Source organism: Mycobacterium sp. (assembly GCF_040509115.1).
Classification (GTDB): domain Bacteria; phylum Actinomycetota; class Actinomycetes; order Mycobacteriales; family Mycobacteriaceae; genus Mycobacterium.
Map to the genome: position 1 here is coordinate 1 of NZ_JBEVLO010000220.1, position 18,892 is coordinate 18,892.

Below are 18,892 nucleotides of genomic sequence, written 5' to 3' on the forward strand. Positions count from 1 at the left end.
CTGGGGGTCAAGGGGTCGCAGGTTCAAATCCTGTCAGCCCGACGCGGGCGAGAGGTGGTTTCCGGTCTCCGGGGGCCACCTTTTTCGTGTCGTGACCAAACTGCGTACCCAACCCAGGGTTTTGGCGATGGAACGGTTGTCGCGCGCTAAGCCTCAACGGCACGTTCTTCATCGACGTGCAGGCCCAGTACGACGCGCAGGTTGCCCGCGAACGCCTAGCGGCCGTGTCAATGGCCAAATTGGCGACCATCGACCGAATCGCGTGAGCATGCGCGGTAAACGTCCAAATCGGGCATCAACGCGCGTTGCGGCCACCCGCTACATGCACGCCCGGAGACCCAGACCGGGTTGGCAGTCGGCGGTTAGGGCTCGGACTCTCCCCACTCCTTCGCCAGCGTTACCGCACGGTGCCAGCGAGCCCGTTCGATGCTGCGACGGGTGTCGTCGATGGCGGGAAGCCATTGCGCGGCCTGCTGCCAATTGCGCCGCAGCACGGCCTTGTCGGGCCAGTAGCCGGCACCGAGGCCCGCGGCGTAGGCGGCGCCCAACGCCACCGTCTCTGTCATCATCGGCCGTACCAAGGGGATGCCCAGCAGGTCGGACACCGTCTGCATCAGCAGGTTGTTGGCGGTCATCCCACCGTCGACGGCGAGTGACTCCGCGGATAGCCCGGCATCGGAGTTCATCGCGTCAACGACATCGCAGGCCTGAAATGCGGTGGCTTCCAAGATGGCTCGGGCGAGATGGCCCTTGGCGGTGTAGCCGGTGAGGCCGACGACCACGCCGCGCGCCGCGTTGTCCCAGTACGGTGCGAGTAGGCCGGAGAATGCGGGCACGATGTAGCAGCCCCCGTTGTCGTCGACAGTGCTTGCCAGCGTTTCGATTTCGGGAGCGGTATGAATGAGGCCCAGTGTCGAGCGGCACCAATCCACCAGCGCTCCGGCCATGGCTACGGAACCCTCCAGCGCGTATACGGGTTCCTCGCCGTCGATCGCGTAGGCGACGGTGCTGATGAGGCCGTGGCGGGAACGCACGTTGATGGTGCCGGTGTTGAACAACAGAAAGCTGCCGGTGCCGAAGGTGCACTTGGCGGCGCCGGCGTCGAACCCGGTCTGACCGAACAGCGCTGCCTGCTGGTCCCCGATCATTGCCGTGATGTCGAGTCCCGGTACCGGTGCGACGCTGGTGCCGAACTTGGCCAGCGTGGGCCTGATTTGCGGCAGCATGGCCCGCGGAACACCGAAGACCTCCAGCATCTTGTCGTCCCAGTCCATGGTCTGCAGGTTCATCAACAGGGTCCGGCTGGCGTTGGTGACATCGGTGGCGTGCACGCCGCCGTCGACACCGCCCGTCAGGTTCCATAGGAGCCAACTGTCGATGGTGCCGAACAGCACTTCGCCCCGCTCGGCGCGTGGCCGCAACTCGGGGTCCTGATCGAACAGCCATCGCAACCGCGGCCCGGAAAAATACGTGGACAGCGGGAGGCCGGTGCGCGCGGTGATCTCCTCGGCATCGATCTCCTCGGCGACGGCCTTGATGACGGACGCCGTGCGGACGTCCTGCCAGACGATCGCGCGGTGTACCGGCCGCCCGGTGCTGCGGTCCCATACGACGGTGGTCTCACGCTGATTGGTGATGCCCAGCCCGACGACCTGGCTGGCATCGATACCGGCATCGCCGATGGCCTCGGGCACTAGCGCGCACACCATGTGCCAGATCTGCTCGGCATCGTGTTCGACGCGGCCTGGGCGAGGAAAGAACTGTTCGTGCTCGCGATGGGCAATCGACACCATATGGCCGTGCCGGTCGAAGATCATGCAGCGGCTGGAGGTGGTTCCCTGATCCAGGGCCGCCACATAGCGTTCGGTCACCGGCGTCGCCCGTGCCCGAGCTCACGAGATATCGACCGGGCGGCCCGTACCACCTGTGCAATCAGCGACGGGCGTGGGCGACCGCGGGAATCACAGATCCGATCCCGATGGCCGCGAATGCCGACTGCGGCCACCACCGATCCACTGTGGTCGCGGACGGGGGCGGCGATCGCCGCCAGATCCGGTTCGGCCTCCTCAACTTCGGCCGCCCAGCCCTCGTCACGGATCCTGGCCAACTCGCGGTCGAGACGCCGCCGGTCGGTCACGGTGTGAAACGTGAGACTGCACAACGTGGTGTCTCCAATGCTGCGGTAGGCGCCGACGTCGTGCGTCAACAAGATCTTCCCGAGAGCGGTGGCATGCAACGGTCGGTCTGGCCTATCCGGCTGGATGCCGCCGGCGCTCCCGGTTGGGAAGACCGCGTGTACGACGACGACCTGCCCGTCGCGGAATGCCGCCACCTCGGTGGCTTCGGCTGATCGGGCGGCCAACGCATCGGTCCAGTTGATCGCCCGGGAGCGCAACAGGTTCAGGTCGATCCGTGATGCGCTGAGCCGGAACAGCCCCGGCGCGATTCGGTAGCGGGCGGTGTCGGGCTCCTGCTCGGCAAATCCCACGTCGAGCAACGTCTGCAAGAGACCGTGTGTGGTGCCTTTCGCCAAGCCGACCGCTTCGGCGATCCGGGACATCGCGAGGGGTTCCGGCTCGGCGGCGAGTAACCGCAGAATCGCCGCCGCACGCTCAACCGACTGCACCGCACCGGGCATTTTTCCACGCTACAACGGACCCCGATCAGACGACCTCGATTGTTGTTCGACAATGTTGAACCCCGTTGTGTTCGACAATGCCGAACACGGACCGTTGGCCGCAGGCCAACTGTTTCCTAGCTTCGTTGGACATGAGACAACAGTCACACTCAACCGACGCTGTGATGCCAGTCGCAGCGAACGGACAAACGATTCCTCGGGAAGACCTGAAACGGCCCTCGGTGGAACGGATCCGGTCCCTATCCGCCGAGTTGGCCGCCGAGTTCTTCGGCACCTTCGTCATGATCCTGTTCGGTGTCGGGGTGGTAGCCCAAGTGATGGCCGGCGAAACCGGCGCTCATGACAGCGTTGCCTGGTCCTGGGGGTTGGGGGTGATGCTCGGTATCTTCGTCGCGGGCCGGATCAGCGGAGCTCACCTGAACCCGGCGGTGTCTGTCTCGTTGGCGCTCTACCAGGGCTTTCCCTGGCGCAAAGTAGCTCCGTATGCGTCGGCCCAGCTGCTCGGCGCGTTCCTGGCCGCGCTGATCGTGCGATGGAACTACACCGAGGTGTTGGCGAAGTTCGACCCCGGACACACCATCAAGAGTCAGGGCGTCTTCTCGACGCTGCCAGGAAACGGGGTGGCTCCTGTCAGTGATCTGGGTGCGCTGCGTGACCAGATCATCGGTACCGCGATCCTGATCTTTCTCGTCTTCGCCCTCTCGGACGGGCGCAATGCCGCGCCGGGAGCCAACCTCACCCCGTTCATCATCGGGCTGCTGGTGGTGGGCATCGGGATGGCCTGGGGCACGAATGCCGGCTACGCGATCAACCCGGCCCGTGATTTCGGACCCCGATTGGCGTCCTATCTGACCGGTTACGACACCGCCTGGCTCGATCAGTACGGCAACGTCTACTTCTGGGTCCCCATCGTCGGCCCACTCGTGGGCGCGATCATCGGCGGCGCGCTCTACAAGTACGGCGTTTCCCGCTTTCTCCCGCCGCAGGCACCGGCGCAGACGACACCGAAGGAGCAGTGACAATGGCCGAGTTCGTCGGTGCGATCGACCAGGGCACCACCAGCACCCGATTCATGATCTTCGACCACTCCGGCAACGAGGTCAGCAAGCATCAGCTCGAACACGAGCAGATCATGCCGCGGCCCGGCTGGGTGGAACACAATCCGGTAGAGATCTGGGAGCGGTCAAACTCCGCCATGCAGACCGCGCTCAACAGCGCCATGCTGCAGCCCAGCGACCTTGTCGCCCTTGGCATTACCAATCAGCGTGAGACCACGGTGGTATGGAATCGCAAGACCGGTCGACCGTACTACAACGCGATCGTCTGGCAGGACACCAGAACTGACAAGATCGCCAGCGCCCTAGAACGTGACGGCCGCGGCGAAATCATTCGGCGGAAGGCCGGTCTACCGCCGGCAACGTATTTCTCCGGCGGAAAGATCGCCTGGATTCTGGAAAACGTGCCCGGCGCCCAACGCGATGCGGAGAAGGGTGACGCGCTGTTCGGCAACACCGACTCCTGGCTGCTGTGGAATCTCACCGGCGGAGTCGACGGTGGAGTGCACGTCACCGACGTCACCAATGCTAGCCGCACCATGCTGATGAACCTGGAAACCTTGGACTGGGATGACGAGCTGCTCGGCTTCTTCAACATTCCGCGGGCGATGCTGCCGCAGATCCGCCCGTCATCGGATCCCGCGGGTTATGGGAAGACCTCTACGACATTGCCTTACGGTGGCGTTCCGCTGACCGGCGCGCTGGGCGACCAGCAGGCCGCGATGTTCGGGCAGGTGTGCTTCGCGCCGGGGGAGGCGAAGAATACCTACGGCACCGGTAACTTCCTGCTCCTCAACACCGGCACCGAGTTGGTCCGGTCCAAGAACGGCATGTTGTCGACCGTGTGTTACCAATTGGGTTCCGAAGAACCGGTTTATGCGCTGGAGGGGTCCATCGCGGTGACGGGTTCGGCGGTCCAGTGGCTGCGTGATCAGCTGGGCATCATTGCCGGCGCCGGTGAGATCGAGCCGCTGGCCCGTCAGGTAGCCGACAACGGCGGGATCTACTTCGTGCCTGCGTTTTCCGGGCTATTCGCACCGTACTGGCGCAGCGACGCCCGCGGCGCCATCGTGGGGCTGAGCCGGTACAACACCAACGCCCACCTGGCCCGCGCCACACTGGAGTCGATCTGTTACCAAAGCCGAGATGTCGCGGTGGCGATGGAAGCCGATTCGGGTGTGCACCTCGAGGTGCTCAAGGTCGACGGTGGCGTCACCGTGAACAACCTGTGCATGCAGTTGCAGGCGGATATCCTTGGCGTCCCGGTCAGCCGCCCCGAGGTCGCCGAGACCACCGCGCTGGGTGCGGCGTATGCCGCTGGCCTCGCGGTCGGGTTCTGGAGCAACACCGATGAGCTGCGCGCGAATTGGAATGAATCCCGCCGGTGGACGCCCGAATGGAGCGATGAGGAGCGTGCCGCCGGATACGCGGGGTGGCAGAAGGCCGTCCAGCGCTCACTCGATTGGGTCGACGTGGAATGAGCTGGCGGCCGCATCTGGAAAACGCACGGACTGATTCGCGACGACTGCAAGGACGACTGACATGAGCACTGCACGACCATTGAGTCCGGCCGAACGGACGGCGGCCTTGACACGTCTCGGTTCCGAAGATCTCGACATCCTGATCATCGGGGGTGGCGTTGTCGGCGCGGGTGCCGCGTTGGATGCCGCCACCCGCGGTTTGAAGGTCGGGCTGGTCGAGGCACGCGACTACGCATCGGGGACGTCGAGCCGGTCCAGCAAGCTGTTTCACGGTGGCCTGCGCTATCTCGAACAGCTCAATTTCGCCTTGGTATTCGAAGCGCTGCGGGAACGCAGTCTGGTGCTGAACACCTTGTGCCCGCACCTGGCCAGGCCGGTGCCGTTCATCTATCCGCTGGAGAAGCCGATCGACCGCGGCTATGTCGGGCTGGGTATCGGCGTGTACGACGTGATGGGCGCCGGTCGCGGGGTACCCGGCCATCACCGGCACCTGAGCCGGCGCAAGACCATGGAGTCGTTTCCGTCCGGCAAGCGGTCCGCGATCCGCGGCGCGGTCCGGTTCTATGAGGGACAGGTCGACGATGCCCGACACACCATGATGCTGGCCCGCACCGCCAGTGACTTCGGGGCGCTCTGCGTCAACAGCACCCGGGTGGTCGGGTTCCTGCGGGAAGCGGACCGCGTCATCGGTGCCACCGTCAAGGATCTCGAAGACGGAACCGAGTTCGAGATTCGGGCTCAGCAGGTCATCAACGCCGCCGGGGTGTGGACCGACGAGATCCAGGAAATGGTGGGTGGCCGTGGACAATTCCAGGTCCGGGCATCCAAGGGTGTGCACCTGGTGGTGCCGCGCAACCGGATCAACTCCAGCACCGGCATCATCACCAGGACCGAGAAGAGTCTGCTGTTCGTCATTCCGTGGGGCAGCCACTGGATCATCGGGACCACCGATACCGATTGGTCATTGGATCTGGCGCATCCCGCCGCGAGCGCGAGCGACATCGACTATCTGTTGGCACACGCCAACAGCCTGTTGGCCGACCCGCTGACCCGCCAGGACGTCGTCGGCGTCTATGCGGGGTTGCGACCGCTGCTGGCCGGCGAGTCCGATTCGACCAGCAAGTTGTCCCGTGAACATGCCGTCGCCAGCCCAGTGCGTGGGCTGACGGTGATTGCCGGCGGCAAGTACACGACGTATCGGGTGATGGCCAAGGATGCGGTGGACTCCGCGGTACACGGTATGGAACGCAAGGTCGCTGACTCCTGCACCGAGCGGATTCCCCTGGTCGGCGCGGATGGCTATGTGGGCGCTTGGAATTCGCGGCACCTGATCGCCGAGCAGGCCGGACTGCGGGTGTCGGTGATCGAACATCTGCTTGGCCGGTTTGGCACCCTGACCACGGAGTTGCTCGACCTGATTGCGCAGCGCCCGGAACTCGGTGAGCCGATTGACGGCGCTGCCGACTACCTGCGCGCCGAGGCGTATTACGCGGCGAGCCATGAAGGCGCCCGGCATCTCGAGGACGTGCTGACCCGGCGCACCCGGATCTCGATCGAGGTTCCGGATCGCGGGCTGGCCGCCGCCCGCGAGGTGGCCGAGCTGATCGCGCCGGTGCTGGGTTGGAGTGACGCCGACATCGACCGCGAGCTGGAGCATTACGACGCCCGCGTGGCTGCGGAGATCGACTCGCAACACCAGGCCGATGACCTGACCGCCGACGCCTCCCGGCTCGGCGCACCCGATGTCCGGCTCGGCGCGAACCTGGGTTTGGCGCGATGACTGGCGCGACGATGGTCGGTTTGGCCACTCGCTACGACTGGCAGGGGGCGAAACACGTCTCGGTGGGATGGCGAGCCGCCGGTGGCGTATAGCTCAAAAGGGCAGGAGTAGCATCCGCACATGTCGAGAGTCATGCCTGAACCGACGGCGGCACCCTTCTCGTCGCCGACGTCACCGCAGGTCCTCATGACGAGCGCCGGCCGAGCTTGGACCGGGCTCGACGCCGATTTCGTTCACGTTCCGCGTGGAATGTCGCATGCACCCGAGAGCGAAATGCATCGTCTCGGTATTCATTTCGGACCTCCCGTGAACGCCGACTGCTATTGCGACGGCCAGCGGATGCGCCGTGTGCAGAAAACGGGCGACATCGACATCGTGCCGGCAGGCGTGGACGGCTCTTGGAAAGACGATGCGGACTGCCGCACCCTGCGACTGAGCATTCATCCGTCGGTGCTCCTCGAAGTGGCAGACGAGCTCGGAACGGACGCCGCCAGGGCCCAGCTACGGCCACGATTTCAAGTACGTGACGCACGGATCGAGGCGATTGGGTGGGCCGTCAAGGCTGCTCTGGAATCCGCCACCCCTTCGGACACGCTGTACATCGGTTCCTTGGCCAGGGCACTGGCCGTTCGACTCGTCGAAACCGCGAATGAAAGCTCGCCGCACCGTGAAAGCCGCGACGAACCAACCCTTTCGGCGCGCCAGTTGCGGGTGCTGACCGACTACATCGAAAGCCATCTGGATCAGCAGCTGCAACTCGCCGATCTCGCAGGTGTGGCAGAGGTGGGCGTCACCCGGCTCAAGACCCTGTTTCGCAACAGCACCGGGCTCCCCGTGCACCAATACGTGATCCGCCGCCGCGTGGAATATGCCCGCGCACTGCTGAGTACGACCGCGATGACGGCGGCCGACGTCGCGGTCGCGGCCGGCTTCTCCCATCAAAGCCACATGGCGTCGACGATGCGGCGATTGCTCGGTCAGACGCCGGGCGATATCGCTCGACAAGCAAGAGACTTGCGACCGAATTCGTAAAACCCCGTCCGAATTTGTGCGACTCACCCACAGGGCGCGCATTACCGTCGGCGACCGTGACCAGTTCATTCATCGCGGTCGTCGGGGCCGCAGGAAATATCGGGTATTCGACGTCAGTGGCCTTGCGTCAGGCAGGTGTCTCCGTCAGGGCGATTCTGCGGGACGCTAGCAAGGCAAGCAGGCTGACTGCATTCGGATGCGAGATCGGCTTGGCCGATCTGCAGGACTCGGCCGCTCTCGGTGTCGAAATTGCGAACGCCGATGCCGTGCAGGTCATTTTGCCTCCGCCGCCGCAGGCTGACGATGCCGTCGCTGAGATGCGCCGGTCCATCGAAAGTCTTGCCGAGGCACTCGAAGAGGCGCGACCCCGCCGCGTGGTGGCGATCTCCGATTACGGTGCCCACATCAGCGAATGGGTGGGCATGCCGTCGATGTTCCACCTCTTCGAGGAACGGCTTCGCAGGCTAGCGATACCGCAGGTGTTCTTGCGGTCTGCCGAGCACATGCACGGCTGGGCGCCCTTCATCCCGGCGGCTCAGTCGACGGGGATCCTGCCGAGTCTGCACCATCCGGTCGACGGGCTATTTCCAACGGTCGCAAGCTCCGACGTCGGCGTCATTGCGGCAGAGCTGCTCATCGACGACGCCATGGGAACGGGCAAGCGGATCGTTCATGCTGAAGGGCCGCGGCGTCACAGCGCCAACGACGTGGCGGCGGTGCTCAGCGAGCTACTCGGCCGCGAGGTCATCGCGCGCGCGGTGCCTCGTGACCAGTGGCGGGAAAGCCTCGAGCGGGGGTTGAGTCCGAGCATGGCGAAGCTGGTGGCTGACGTCTACGACGCTCACAACAGAGGAGGGCTGATCGACGTCGAGCCCGACAAGGGTGAACTGCGTCGCGGAACAACCGAATTGGTCGACGCGCTGCGACCGCTAGTGCTCGCCACCGCGAACGGCGGCGACTAATCCGCTGCTCGTCGGGCACTCGATCGCCATGACGATCGCCCGGGGTGGCTGCACCGACAAAATCGTTGGGGTACGTACTGTATTGTGTGAGGTACGCCACCGAAGGAGGCATCGTGCAGTACTACCGAGACGGATTCCATGCTGGTGACCCGCGCTGGACACCTCGAAGATCTGCCGGGGGCAGGAGTGCGGCCGACGGTGTCGGTGTCGGTGTCGATGTCGATGTCCTGATCGTCGGATCGGGACCCGCGGGGCTGGTGCTAGCGACGGTATTGGCGGGTTTCCCGTCGATCCGCACTCGGGTGACGGAGCGTCGTGAAGGTCCGATGCAGTTGGGGCAGGCAGACGGTGTCGCCTGCCGCACGATCGAGATGTTCCAGGCACTGGGGGTGGCGGATCGGTTGCTCGAGGAGGCCTACTGGGTCAACGAGACGTCGTTCTGGAAGTCGGACCCCGAGAATCCTGCGAGCATCATCAGGACGGGACGCGTGCAGGACGTCGAGGACGGCCTCAGCGAGATGCCTCATGTCATCATGAACCAAGCTCGAATCCACGAGTACCTGCTGGATGCGATGCGCCGATCGCCCACCCGGCTGGAGCCCGATTACGGGACTGAGTTAGTGGATTTGACGGTGCCCTTGGACGGCGGTCCGGTGGTCGCCACGTTGAGAAACTCTGCGTCGGGGGAGTCCAGTCTTTGTCGCGCGGGCTATGTCGTGGGTTGCGACGGATCTCGCAGCCGCGTTCGTGACGCCATCGGTCGCTCCCTCGACGGTGATCGCGCCAACCACGCGTGGGGCGTAATGGATGTCCTTGCGGTCACGGACTTTCCGGATATCCGCCTGAAGGCCGCAATCCAAAACGCAGAGCACGGAAGCCTTCTGTTGATCCCGCGTGAAGGCGGTTACCTCCTCCGTCTCTACGTCGACCTCGGTACGGTGACCGACAACCGTCAAGAAATCCGTGCGATGAGCTCCGAAGACGTCGTGGCAGTGGCTCAGCGGATTCTGCATCCGTACTCCCTCGACATCAGGGAGACGGTGTGGTTCTCGGTGTACGAGGTGGCACAACGCATCGCGGATGGATTCGACGATGCCGTCGGCCGAAATCGGTTGCCGCGAGTCTTCATCGCCGGCGACGCGTGCCACACCCACAGCGCCAAGGCAGGCCAAGGAATGAACGTTTCGATGCAGGACGCGTTCAATCTGTCGTGGAAACTCGCCGCAGTGCTCGAGGGCCGGGCCGACCCCACCCTTCTGCAAACCTACGACGACGAACGACGTCCGGTCGCGCAGGAACTGATCGACTTCGATCGAGAGTGGTCGACGATGCTCGCAGCGACTCCCACGGGCGCGGACAGCACGGAGACCCTGTCGAAGTACTTCGTCAGGCAAGGTCGCTACACCGCAGGGGTGGCAACGCGCTATCCCGCGTCCAGACTCATCGACACAGACGAAAATCAGTTCGCGGCAGCCGGATTCACCGTGGGCATGCGATTTCACTCAGCGCCGGTGACCCGCGTCGCCGACTGCAGGCGGGTCGAGCTCGGACACACCGCGACGGCAGACGGTCGATGGCGCCTCTACGCCTTCGCCGACGCCGACGAGTCGCTGTGGCGGGCGACGCTGGACTGGTTGGCCTCAGCGCCGGCGTCACCCTTGGTGGCGTACTCCGACTCCGACGCGGACATCGATGCCGTGATCGATGTTCGTGGCATCCTGCAACGTCCCGCACACGACGTCAGTATTGGCGAACTGCCGATGATCATGCGTCCCGCGACCGGCAAACTCGGACTCGTGGACCTGGAAAAGGCATTCGCGTCGACGACATCGCCTGATGCGCACGAAGCGGACGTCTTCGACATCCGAAAGATCGATCGTGGCGAGGGAGCGCTCGTGCTCGTCCGTCCCGACCAATACGTCGCGCAGGTCCTTCCGCTTCACGCCACCACCGGCTTGGGCACGTTCCTCTCCGGCATCATGACCCGATGACCACCGACCCAGCCCAACCCGATATCGCGGTCCCCGCGCCCGATCACTACATCGGCCACCTCCTCCGTCGGATGCAACAGCTCCACCTGGCCGCGTGGATACGCGATGTCTCGACCGAGGTGACCAGCGTGCAGTTCGCCGCTCTGTCGGTACTCGCGCGCGATCCGGGCGCGTCGCAGGCCGTCCTCGGCAAGTCCCTGGACCTCGACCGCTCCACCATTGCAGACTTGGTTCGGCGCATGGTCGCTCGAGATCTCTTGACGCGCACCAAGAGCGGAGACGACAGCCGCCGGTACGTGCTGTACCTAACGACGCATGGCCGCGGTCTTCTCGATGAGCTGCGCCCGCGTGTCGAGAGGCTGGAGCCAATCCTCACAATGGGTCTCGGTACGGAGGAGTCGGCTCAGTTGCGCAGCTTCCTGAGTACCGTTCTGGTGAGTGCCGGCGCCTCGGGGCTGCTGGCCGGCTCGAACTCCGCCTCGTCCCCGTGACATCACTCGGTGCCGTCGTCCGCGGCGTTACCCGAGTCCCACTCGGCCCAGCTACGCAACTCGGACTCGAGGCCCTGCGCGGCACCGTGCAGCGCCGCAACCAGAGGACGCAACCGATGAACGTCGTAACGCGTAGACGGAATCGAGACCGAGAGCCCCGCCAGCACCTGGCCGTCGAGCCCGCGGATCGGGACACCGACTGCAACCACGCCGCGTTCGGAGCGGCCGTGGTTGACGGCGTAACCGTCGCGCCGCACCTTGGCCAGTTCCCGGGCCAGGAGACTTGGATCGGGACGGTCCTCTGAGTTGTCCAGCTCGTAGAGACGTTCGACCGCATCGGCAGGCAAGTCCGCCAACAGCACCAGTCCACTGCTGGTGTTGCAGGCCGGGAACGACATGCCCTCGCGCGACGTCACGCGCAGTTCTTGCCGGCATTCGACGCTTGCGACGAAGCGAAGGGCCACCCCGGTGAGAATCGCCAGGTTGACTGATTCGTCGATGCCGTCGGCGAGTCGCCGGAGGTGCGGCAGCGCGATCGAGCGCAAACGCGCTGTGCGAGACCAGGAATGAGCGCCAATCCTGATGACGGGCCCCGCGGAGTACGTCTTGTCGTCACCCTGTGACGCGAAGTCGCGGTAAACCAGCATGGACAGCAGCCGGTGGGCTGTCGACCGCGCGACTCCCAGTCTGTCGGCAGCCTCGGTGACGGTGAGAGCACCTTCGAGTTGCAAGATTGCCGCCAGGCGTAATGCGTGGTCCACGCTGGCGATCGGGTAAGTCGGCTGCTGCTTCACGGAGTTCTCGACCGGACCAGCGCGTGCGTCACCGCCTGATCATCACGTTGATGACCTTCTCGTGGGTGTAGGACAGTAGCTCCTCCAAGCACTCCTCCTTGGCGCCGACGCCGGAAGACTTGACTCCGCCGTAGGGCACGTTCGGAAAGTGCGCACCCGAACCGTTCACCCACGTGAAGCCCGCCTCGAGGGCGGTAGCGACGCGGAAGGCGCGGTCGATGTCATTGGTCCATACTGCCCCCGTCAAGCCGTAGGGCACACCGTTTGCGATCCGCACCGCCTCCTCCTCGGTGGTGAAGCGAAGCACCGAAAGAACGGGGCCGAAGATTTCTTCCTGCGCCACCCGTGCGTCGGGCCGGACGTCGGCGAGCACGGTGGGCTTTACGAACAGCGAGCGTTCGTCGACCTCGGATCCTCCGCCGACAACGATTCGGGCGCCCTCACTACACGCGATGTCGATGTAGTCGAGTGCCTTCTTTCTGGCTTGCGAATCGACCATCGTGCCCTGAGTGGTGGACTCGTCGAGGGGATCCCCTAGACGGATCTCGGCAACGAGGCGTGCGACCTCTGCGAGCACCTCGTCGTGGCGGCTCTCGTGAACCAGAAGACGGGAGGTGGAGCCGCAGGACTGTCCGGACCACATGAAGTTCATCCCCGACACCGCGCTTCGTGCCGCATCGGTCATCGAGGCGTCGTCGAACACGATCAGCGCGTTCTTGCCGCCGAGTTCGAGTGAGACGTCCTTGACGCCGGTCTCCGCCGCGGCCCGCTGGATCGCGCGACCCGTTCGCTCGGAGCCGATGAAACCGATGCGACGGACTTTCGGGTGGCGCACCAGCCGGTCCGGCACGTCGGGCCCGTCGCCAACCACCACGTTCATGACTCCCGGCGGGAAGACGTCCTTGGCGAGTTCGGCCAGTCGCAAGACCGACAGTGGGCCCGCCTCCGGTGGCTTGATCACGCACGGGTTGCCCGCGACCAGCGGTGCCGCCACACGGCAGGCAAACATCAGCGGGTGATTGAAGGGAAAGATCTTCGCCACCACGCCCACCGGCTCGCGCACGGTCACGTGCAACGCTGCGCCGCCAGGGATCGTCTGGCCCTTCATCTCCAGAGCGAGCCCCGCGAACAACCGCATCTGCTGAAGCGCGATCTCGATGTCCTTGCGCGCGTTGACGATCGGGGAACCGATGTCGAGGGACTCGAGTAGGGCAAGCTCCTCGCCGTGCAGTTCGACGACATCGGCGAGATCGAGCACCGCCCGTGCGCGCTCCGCCGCGGGCGTTGCCCGCCAGCCTGCCAATGCCCGATCGGCGGCGTCGACCGCTCGATCGACGTCGGCATCATCGGCGTCGGGAACGTCTGCCAGCTTCTCTCCCGTGTAGGGATCCGTCGTGACGAAGGTCCGCCCGGTGGTCCCCGCGACGAGTTGGCCGTCGATCAGAAGACGCGGCTCGCCACTTCGCAGTCGATTGATCTCAGCGCTGCGCCGTGAGCGCTCTGTGGTGTGCGACGTGGCGGTCATCGCTGCCCCTCTCCGGCAGTACCGACCTCGCTACACCAGACATTCCATGCCCGGTGCATCTGCCCGCCCACCTTGCGATCGGCGGCCCGCGCCTCACCAGCGCTCAGTGAGCGATAGCTTCCGAGGCTGACGGCTTGCAACTGAATCTGGGCGTTGACTTCGGTATACACGGCCCGGTACACCGCCTCGGGTACCGAGGTACCGACGGCGATCGACCCGTGTCCGCGCATCAGCGCAACCGCACCCTCGCCGAGAGCACGGGCAAGCGACGCACCGAGTTCCGACGAGGTGATCAGCAGATCGGTGGCGTCGCCGCCGTGGTCACTGATCTCGTAGACGGGGGTGGCATCCGTCGGCAAGAAGCCGGCCATGTGAACGACGGGTCTCAACGGGACGTCGCTCAGACCGAACGGGATGACCGACGGCGAGTGACTGTGCACAACGGCCATGACGTCGGGACGCGCACGGTAGATCTCGGCGTGAATGAAGCGCTCGAGGTACGGAGCGCGGTCATCGCCGACGTTTCCATCGAGGTCGTGAAGTAAGAGGTCGCCGGCCGTGACCGAGCCTGGAGCCAGATTGCGGGACAGCAGAAAGCCGTCCAGGCCGGGCGCCAACCGAGCACTCACATGGCCGAAGGCATCGAGCACGCCCCTGCGCACGAGAATGTGGTTGGCAGACACCAGGTCTTGTCGGAGTTGTACTTCGTCGACCACCGGAGAGGCCACCCGTTCGGTTGTTTGCACGTGTAACTCCTTGTCGCGAGCGATATTCGATGAATGAGGACCGGTTGTTCCGGTGATACCCGTGGTCATCCGTCGCCTCTGGTGAGCGCGCTCGCCATCGCAGGCGTGTAGCCGGTTTCGACGATGACCTCGACGACCACCACCGCGCCACTGCGGGCGGCGGTCACCCCTTCGCGAAGTGCCTCGGCGAGTTCGGCGCGGTCACTGACCGCACCGATTCCGACCGCTCCCTGCGCTGTGGCGAGGCCGGCGAGGTCGGGGTCCGGCTCGGTGATCCGAAGGCCGACCCACTTGCGAGCGACGTCGCGACTCCGGGTGGTGGCGACCTTTTCCTGATGCACCTCGTCGTTGAAGTACGACCGGTTGTTGGCGACGACTATCAGCGCGGGGACGTGCTGGTGGGCTGCCGTCCAGATTGCCTGTACGCCCATGAGGAAGTCGCCGTCGCCGATCACGGCGACTGGAAGCCGGCTCTGCCCGCCATGTGCAGCACGGTCATGCAGCGCCATGGCTGCGCCGACGGTCATCCCTGGGCCGGAACCGATTCCACCCCCGCCGTCGTAACCGAGGAACGAGAGTGGGTGATCGAATTGCCAGCTGTCACCGTCCCATCCGAGGGGGAGGCGGACCACCGTGGTGTCGACGCCGTCGAGCACGGTCTGCAGCGTCGCGCTCAAGCAGCTGAGACTGATTGGCCCCGAATCGCTGGGAGTCGCAGGCGCAGGTTTCGCCGCGCGAGGACGAGCAGGAACGCTCGGCAGGTGGTCCAGCAGAGCGGCCACGGCAGCGTCGGGTTCCGATGGCAACCAGATCCCGGGTGCGACCCGCCCCTGGTGCTCTTTGCTCCATCCCCCTGCAAGCAATTGATCGAGAGTGGCCGAGACGAGGTGGGCGTGGTCGGTGACTCCGGCCTGCGCGAGTGTGCCTGCGACGTCGATCCAGTTCAGCGCCAGGATCGCGTCCGCCTCGCGGATCGCTTCGGCTGCTTGCGCACCGACGAAGAACCCCGTCCCCGGCACGTGGGCCGGGTGGTTCATCGGGAACATCGCACCGGCTTTGAGGTCGGTGACGACGCGTGCGTCGAGCGACTCCACCAGTGCAATCCGGTTCGCCCACGCTTCGTCGTCGCGGCGACCGGGTCCGGCGAGAACGACGACGTTGGTCGCACCGGCGAGCATCCGAGCGGCGCGCAGGATCGAGTCGGCCGACGCTGACGGCTGGTCCAACGGGGTGCCGCGAGTAAGCGCGGGGAGCGCAACGGGGGTGGAGATCCGCTGCTCCTGGACGGCGCTATCGAGCACGACGTACGTCGGCGCCGTCGGTGCGGTCCTGGTGATGTCCCACGCTCGTGCCAGCGATTCCAACGAGGCGTTCAACGACGTGGGGGTGTCGTCCCACTTGACGAAGGGCCGGACGATGGCGGGCTGATCCGTCGACGTGTGGAGCCAGTCGATCCAGGGACGTCGTGCGTCGGCCGCCAGCGGTCCAGTGGCTCCGATCACGAGCATCGGCACGCGGTCACACCAGGCGTTGTACAGCGCCATGCTCGCATGCATCAGTCCCACATTGCTGTGCAATGCAACGGCAATTGGCTCGCCGGTGACCTTGGCCCAGCCGTGGGCGACGGCCACGGCGTGCTCCTCGTGCAGGCACATCACCAATTCGGGACCAGCGTCGCGTGCGTAGTTGACGATGCTGTCGTGCAACCCGCGAAAGCTGGCTCCTGGATTGAGTGCGACGTAGCGAATACCAGCCGCCATGAGGAGGTCCACGATGGCATCGCTGCCCCACTCTGGTGCCGGGGCAGAGTCGGCTTCATCGTGAATGGCGTTCTCGTGAATGGCGTTTTCGCCCGTGGTGCTGTTGATGGAGACGATCATTTCTTGCCTTTCAGCCCATTCCGGGCACTACGAAGATCATCGTGACGAACGGGGCGGTGACGACCATCAGCGCGCCCCACATGAGAAACCCGCGGAAGACGAAGGCTCGGTCCTCGGGAGCAGCGTTCGACAGGGTGATGGCACTGATTGTCGAGAACGGAGTCGAATCGACGACGGTCGCACTGATGGCAATCGCGATGGCCATGCCGACAACGGGGATGTCACCGCTGAGCAGGAACGGGAGTGCCAGCGGGATCAAGACCGCGATGATGCCCGCGCTCGAGGCGAACGCCGAGATCACGGCACCGATGAAGCAGATGACGATTGCGGTGAAGAGCGGTGAGGCGATGTTGTTGGCAGCGTCCCCGATGAACTTGACCGTGCCGATCTCGGTGAGGATTCCGATATAGGTGACGACACCCGTGATCAGCAAGACGACGTCCCAGGCGATCTTCTTGCTCGCTGCGCTGGACGACTTGGGCATGATGAAGGACAACACGACGGCTGCGGCCATGGCGAGGACACCCAGGTCGGCCTTTCCGATCATCGCGATGGCTCCCACGGCAAGGATCGCGGCGAGTGTCACGCCCTTGACGATGTCGAATCTCTCAGGCGGCGAAGGAAGTTCATCACTGACCGCCTTCGTGGCCGGCGCGACTGATGTGGCAACGCCACTCCCGCCTGCCCCACCGGATCCACCCGATCCATCTGTGGTCGTGTGCGCGCCCGTGGCGACCGTCGCGGGTGAACCACCTGGCGCCGTCAGTCCGGGGGTGGTCTGCGCCTTGCCGCGAAGCTTCGTCCCACCGAAGACGAGATAGATGATGACGCCCAGAACGGCGTTGTAACCGAGGTTGGCGACGAACAGCGCGAGCGGGTTCGATACGAGCCCGGCGCGTTCGAGGGTGGTGTTGACGGTAGCGCCAAGAAGGTTGATCGGGGAGAAGTTGCCTGCTGAAGCGCCATGCAGAACCATGAGGCCGACCAGCCTCGGGTTGATGTGGTGTTTGGACGCCATCCGCATGGCGATCGGCGCGACCAGACCGACGACGACGGGCGCCAGCGCGCCAAGGCTGGTCACCACAGCCGCGACGAAGAACAACACCCATGGGATCAGCGTGGTTCGTCCGCCCACCGCCCGGCTGAGAACGTCGACGACCCATTCGATCGTGCCGTTGACCGTCGCGATGCCGAAGAGAAACGTCACTCCGACGAGGAGCACGAACAGCTCGGCAGGAAACGCCTCGTAAAGCTGATCGATTCCGAGTCCCGACATCACGAGGACGAGCGCGCCGCCGGCCGCGAGGGCAACCGCTCCGAGGTTGATGCCTCGAAAAGCGCCGAGCACGAAGGAGAGTGCGAGAACTCCGATGGCGAGAAGATGAACTTCCACGGAAGTATCCGTTCTGTTGCCGACCGGGCCGAATGAACCCGAAATCGACAGTAATGCGCGTCACAGTCTCTAGGCGAGACTCATCGTTCTGCTCTGCAGAAATCGTTCGGACGCCGGGGGAGACCTTCGCACGGCCTAGTACCGCCTAGTACTGCAGCAATTTGGAAGCGGCGTCTTGCAACCGCGCCACGTGTTCGCGTTCGACCCGAGTACTCCAACGAAGATCTGGCGCAGCGATGCTGAGCCCTCCCATGACGCGATTCTGGTGGTCGACGATGGCGATGGCGGCCGAGCTGATTCCCAGCTCGACGTCGCCATGATTGACCGCGTAGCCACGCTCTGAGGTCCGCCTCAGCTCGTCGAGCAGAGTGTCCACGGTTGCCGCGGACGGTTCGGACGAGTTCTCGTAGCGTGCCCGCACGAGCACGTCGCCCTCGGCCGCCAACATTGCGCGTCCGATACTCGTCGCGTGAGCGGGACGGGTCTGTCCGATGCGTCCGATCACCCTGAGCGCGCTGCGACTTTCGACGGTGTCGACATAACGTACGTCGGTGGCCGAAAGAACCGCGAACGACGCTGTTTCTCCGCTCGCCTCCGCCAACTCGGTCAGCACTGCGCGGATTGCGTCCTTGCTACTGAACTCAACGCCCACGCCTTGACGCAAGTCGATCAGGGCCGGTCCTGCCCTGTACGCGCGCGACACGGGATCCTGGATCGCGAAACCCCGGTAGACGAGCATCGCGAGAAGGCGATGGGCGGTCGATTGCCCCACGGCGATCCGAGAGCGGACCTCGGACAGCCTTACTTCTGTGTCCCCGGCCAGCATCTGCAGCACGGTCAGTGTGCGGTCGACCGATTCGATGGGATACCGCGGCACCAGCCGACCATCGAACGCGCTGTGCGCACCGTCCTCGGTTGTCACTCGAGGAAGGCTAACCGACCGACCGTGCCCGGGCGCGGATGTCAGTGGAGCGTGCGGCGCACCCAACGGGGTTCCCAGGTACCCAAGGGTCGAATGTCGATTGGCCGGACCGGATCTGGTGGGTGCCCGCATGGGGGGATCAGGGGGAGGGGGAAACGGCATGAGCACGCCTCTTTGCCGCTGGACGGGCGGCGCGCTGGCT

The 18,892-nt window shown here is 64.9% G+C and carries 15 protein-coding genes; 7 read left to right on the forward strand and 8 right to left on the reverse strand.

Features of this window, described 5'->3' with window-relative positions; translation table 11 throughout:
• Positions 1-362: 362 nt before the first annotated feature.
• Positions 363-1,871, reverse strand: a complete 1,509-nt coding sequence (glpK, locus tag ABW137_RS15275; RefSeq protein ID WP_526401358.1) for a glycerol kinase GlpK — start codon at positions 1,869-1,871, stop codon at positions 363-365.
• Entirely contained in the window at positions 1,868-2,638 is a 771-nt protein-coding gene (locus tag ABW137_RS15280) for an IclR family transcriptional regulator (protein ID WP_526401360.1), read from the reverse strand. Before ABW137_RS15280 ends, glpK (ABW137_RS15275) begins: the two co-directional genes overlap by 4 nt.
• 230 nt (positions 2,639-2,868) lie before the next feature.
• Between ABW137_RS15280 and ABW137_RS15285 the strand changes: the two genes are divergently transcribed.
• The 7 genes from ABW137_RS15285 (at position 2,869) to ABW137_RS15315 (ending at position 11,430) form a co-directional block, all read left to right on the forward strand.
• Complete coding sequence (locus ABW137_RS15285) at positions 2,869-3,657, forward strand: MIP/aquaporin family protein (RefSeq protein WP_526401386.1); 789 nt, start codon at positions 2,869-2,871, stop codon at positions 3,655-3,657.
• Between the two features lie 2 nt (positions 3,658-3,659).
• Positions 3,660-5,174 (forward strand): glycerol kinase GlpK, encoded by a 1,515-nt coding sequence (gene glpK / locus ABW137_RS15290; protein ID WP_526401362.1) that lies wholly within the window; start codon positions 3,660-3,662, stop codon positions 5,172-5,174.
• Between the two features lie 61 nt (positions 5,175-5,235).
• Positions 5,236-6,954, forward strand: a complete 1,719-nt coding sequence (locus ABW137_RS15295; protein WP_526401364.1) for a glycerol-3-phosphate dehydrogenase/oxidase — start codon at positions 5,236-5,238, stop codon at positions 6,952-6,954.
• A gap of 348 nt (positions 6,955-7,302) precedes the next feature.
• Positions 7,303-7,986, forward strand: a complete 684-nt coding sequence (locus ABW137_RS15300) for a helix-turn-helix transcriptional regulator (protein ID WP_526401366.1) — start codon at positions 7,303-7,305, stop codon at positions 7,984-7,986.
• A gap of 56 nt (positions 7,987-8,042) precedes the next feature.
• A complete protein-coding gene (locus ABW137_RS15305) occupies positions 8,043-8,948 on the forward strand; it encodes an NmrA family NAD(P)-binding protein (RefSeq protein WP_526401368.1) in 906 nt (301 codons plus the stop codon).
• Between the two features lie 113 nt (positions 8,949-9,061).
• Entirely contained in the window at positions 9,062-10,939 is a 1,878-nt protein-coding gene (locus ABW137_RS15310) for an FAD-dependent monooxygenase (protein WP_526401370.1), read from the forward strand.
• A complete protein-coding gene (locus ABW137_RS15315) occupies positions 10,936-11,430 on the forward strand; it encodes a MarR family winged helix-turn-helix transcriptional regulator (RefSeq protein ID WP_526401372.1) in 495 nt (164 codons plus the stop codon). Before ABW137_RS15310 ends, ABW137_RS15315 begins: the two co-directional genes overlap by 4 nt.
• A gap of 2 nt (positions 11,431-11,432) precedes the next feature.
• On the opposite strand, the gene ABW137_RS15320 is transcribed toward ABW137_RS15315, so the two are convergent.
• The 6 genes from ABW137_RS15320 to ABW137_RS15345 form a co-directional block, all read right to left on the reverse strand.
• A complete protein-coding gene (locus tag ABW137_RS15320; RefSeq protein ID WP_526401374.1) occupies positions 11,433-12,224 on the reverse strand; it encodes an IclR family transcriptional regulator in 792 nt (263 codons plus the stop codon).
• 28 nt (positions 12,225-12,252) lie between these two features.
• Positions 12,253-13,749, reverse strand: a complete 1,497-nt coding sequence (locus ABW137_RS15325; protein WP_526401376.1) for an aldehyde dehydrogenase family protein — start codon at positions 13,747-13,749, stop codon at positions 12,253-12,255.
• The gene (locus ABW137_RS15330) at positions 13,746-14,495 is read right to left on the reverse strand and encodes a class II aldolase/adducin family protein (RefSeq protein ID WP_526401378.1); all 750 of its coding nucleotides are present in this window, start codon (positions 14,493-14,495) and stop codon (positions 13,746-13,748) included. The genes ABW137_RS15325 and ABW137_RS15330 overlap by 4 nt, the downstream gene beginning before the upstream one ends.
• A 65-nt stretch (positions 14,496-14,560) precedes the next feature.
• Entirely contained in the window at positions 14,561-16,375 is a 1,815-nt protein-coding gene (locus ABW137_RS15335) for a thiamine pyrophosphate-binding protein (protein WP_526401380.1), read from the reverse strand.
• Positions 16,376-16,385: 10 nt separating this feature from the next.
• Positions 16,386-17,768, reverse strand: coding sequence for an SLC13 family permease (locus ABW137_RS15340; protein ID WP_526401382.1), 1,383 nt, complete (start codon positions 17,766-17,768; stop codon positions 16,386-16,388).
• A gap of 145 nt (positions 17,769-17,913) precedes the next feature.
• Positions 17,914-18,690, reverse strand: coding sequence for an IclR family transcriptional regulator (locus ABW137_RS15345; RefSeq protein WP_526401384.1), 777 nt, complete (start codon positions 18,688-18,690; stop codon positions 17,914-17,916).
• Positions 18,691-18,892 lie beyond the last annotated feature (202 nt).

Bases quoted from the DNA above. Each gene is read 5' to 3' on its own strand.
- ABW137_RS15280 (WP_526401360.1), bottom strand. From the start codon at position 2,638: ATGCCCGGTGCGGTGCAGTCGGTTGAGCGTGCGGCGGCGATTCTGCGG.
- glpK (WP_526401362.1), top strand. From the start codon at position 3,660: ATGGCCGAGTTCGTCGGTGCGATCGACCAGGGCACCACCAGCACCCGA.
- ABW137_RS15295 (WP_526401364.1), top strand. From the start codon at position 5,236: ATGAGCACTGCACGACCATTGAGTCCGGCCGAACGGACGGCGGCCTTG.
- ABW137_RS15315 (WP_526401372.1), top strand. From the start codon at position 10,936: ATGACCACCGACCCAGCCCAACCCGATATCGCGGTCCCCGCGCCCGAT.
- ABW137_RS15325 (WP_526401376.1), bottom strand. From the start codon at position 13,749: ATGACCGCCACGTCGCACACCACAGAGCGCTCACGGCGCAGCGCTGAG.
- ABW137_RS15335 (WP_526401380.1), bottom strand. From the start codon at position 16,375: ATGATCGTCTCCATCAACAGCACCACGGGCGAAAACGCCATTCACGAG.